Source organism: Rhizobacter sp. P3_C12 (assembly GCF_056402735.1).
Genome location: NZ_JBFUGW010000512.1, coordinates 1 through 2,272 on the forward strand (window position 1 = coordinate 1; position 2,272 = coordinate 2,272).

Here is a 2,272-nt window from a genome sequence, read left to right on the forward strand (position 1 = left end):
ACGGCAGCGCGCGGCTTCATCGCGCGCAGAGGCAGCAGCGACAGCAGCAGCGCCGCGGCGACCACGCCCCAGGCGAGCCGCGCCCAGAGGATCTGAAGGCCCAGTTCCGGCAAGCTCATGGCGCGCCCTCCCCGTCCTCGATGTCATAGACCTGATGCCCGATCGCCTGCCGCTGCGCGGTGTAGGTGACGTGCAGTTGCCGGCCCAGCTGCTGCACGCTCGGGTACGAGAACTCGTCGCCGGCGTTGCCACGCTGCACGTCGAGCGCCGGCGTCCAGGCCTGCGCATCGGCCGAGGTCGACAGCCGCAGCCACTGGCGCGGCGAGCCGCCGGGCAGCGTGTCGTTGTGCAGCAGCACGTAGCCGCCGTTGGCCAGCCGCAGCGCGGCGACCGAGTCGTCGCGGTTCGGGATCTCGAGCGGCGGCGCGTCTTCCCAGTGCCGGCCGGCGTCGTGGCTCACCGCCTGCTGCACGCGGTGCGACGGGCCGATGTCGCGCATCAGCGCGCGCAGCTCGGTGCCCGACACCGGCAGCAGCGCCGGCTGCAGCGCGGTCGTCGAGCGGCCGATGCGGCTCAGCCAGCGCGGCGCGCCGTCGGCATCGAAGGACACGAGCATCGGGTACTTGTTGCGCAGCTCGAAGTAGGCGGGCAGCAGCCAGCCGCCATCGTCGAGCCCGACCGGGTTGGTGCGCACCAGCACGCTGGTGTCGGCCAGCGGCGTCAGCGGCAGCACGCGGCGCACCGCGAAGCTGCGGGCCGCATCGGCCGATTCGAGCTGCACGACGCGTGCCGCCGCCCAGCCGCCCAGGCCGGTCGCGACCATGAAGACATGCACGCGGCCGTCCGGTGCGACCCAGGCCGACGGGTTGCCGATGCGGCGCACGCCGAAGCCGAGTTCGCGGCCCAGCCCGGCCCGGTCGGCCACCTTCTGCGCCGCGCTCCAGCGGCCGTCGGCCCAGCGCGCGAGGTACAGGCTGACATCCGGTGCGCTCTCGCGCGAACCGGCCCACCAGAACGCGAGCAGCTCGCCGCTCGGCAGCACCGTCAGCGCGCTGGCATGGGCGGCCGGCACGCCGTCGGGCATCGGGATGCGCTGCGACGCGCGGGGCACGAGGCGCGGCAGCTTCGCCGGCCCGTTCGCCGGCTTCACTGCGAGCCGCGGTTCACGTGCCGTCGCACTGCTCGCCGCGGCGCGCCGCCATTCGGCCGCCGCGCCCAGCATCACACAGGCCAATGCCAGCACCAACATCCTCGGCGACCGCCGCGCCCGACTCATTCCGCGCCTCTCATTCCGCGCCTGTGCCCTTGCTTGAAAGGCGCAGATTGTGACAGCCGGGGACGGCGCCAGCGCGATCCCGCCCGAACATGCAGAATGCGGCACGCGAAGGAGGCAGCATGCGCTCTCAGTCCCCCGCCACCCGAACCGCGGCCGACGTGGCGTCGCCGCAGCACCTGCAGGCGATCGCGCAGTCGCACGCGCGCTGCGCCGCGCTCGGGCTCGACGAATCGGCGGTGCCCGAACTGAACCGGGCCTCGGCCGCGCGGCTGCAGGAATCGCGCGAACGCCACCGCCGGCTGCACGAACAGGCGACGCCGGTGATGGAGTTGCTGTTCGAGCAGATCGCCTCGTCGCACAGCATGGTCGCGCTGACCGATCCGAACGGCGGCATCCTGCACAGCCTCGGCGACGACTCCTTCCTCGAACGCGCGCAGCAGGTGGCGCTCTCGCCCGGCGTGAACTGGTCGGAACCGAACAAGGGCACCAACGCGGTCGGCACCGCCCTCTTCACCGAGGCGCCGACGCTGGTGCACGGCGACGAGCATTTCCTGCGCGCCCACCGCTTCCTCACCTGCTCGGCCGCGCCGATCTTCGACCATGCCGGCCGGGTGATGGGCGTGCTCGACGTGAGCGGCGACCAGCGCTCGTACCACCCGCACACGCTGGCGCTGGTCGACCTGTCGGCGCGGATGATCGAGAACCAGTGCTTCGCCGACCGCTTCCGCAACGGGTTGCGGCTGCACTTCCATGCCGAGCCGGCCTGCATCGGCACGGTGCGCGAAGGGCTGCTCGCGGTCGACCCCGACGGCGCGATCCTCGGCGCCAACCGCAGCGCGCTCGCGCAGCTCGGCCTGAGCATCGGCGCGCTGCGCATGCTCGGGCTGGAGGGGCTGCTGGGCCTGGGCGTCGGCGCCTTCGCCGACCACGGCCGGCGGCATGGCGACGCGCCGCTCGCGCTGCGCCCGGTGCTCGGCCCGGCGGCGGGGGCGCCGC

2 protein-coding genes are annotated in these 2,272 nt (G+C 73.6%); one reads left to right on the forward strand and one right to left on the reverse strand.

The genetic code is table 11. The features are described 5' to 3' along the window. Nucleotides 1-115: 115 nt before the first annotated feature. Nucleotides 116-1,249 (reverse strand): sialidase family protein, encoded by a 1,134-nt coding sequence (locus AC1DXV_RS33925; protein WP_477872566.1) that lies wholly within the window; start codon nucleotides 1,247-1,249, stop codon nucleotides 116-118. A 146-nt stretch (nucleotides 1,250-1,395) separates the two neighbouring features. On the opposite strand from AC1DXV_RS33925, the gene AC1DXV_RS33930 reads away from it, so the two are divergent. Then, nucleotides 1,396-2,272 (forward strand): sigma-54-dependent Fis family transcriptional regulator (locus AC1DXV_RS33930; RefSeq protein WP_477937964.1); only part of this gene is annotated, 877 nt, incomplete at its 3' end.

Coding starts and splice junctions, on each gene's coding strand:
- AC1DXV_RS33925 (WP_477872566.1), bottom strand. CDS start 1,249: ATGTTGGTGCTGGCATTGGCCTGTGTGATGCTGGGCGCGGCGGCCGAA.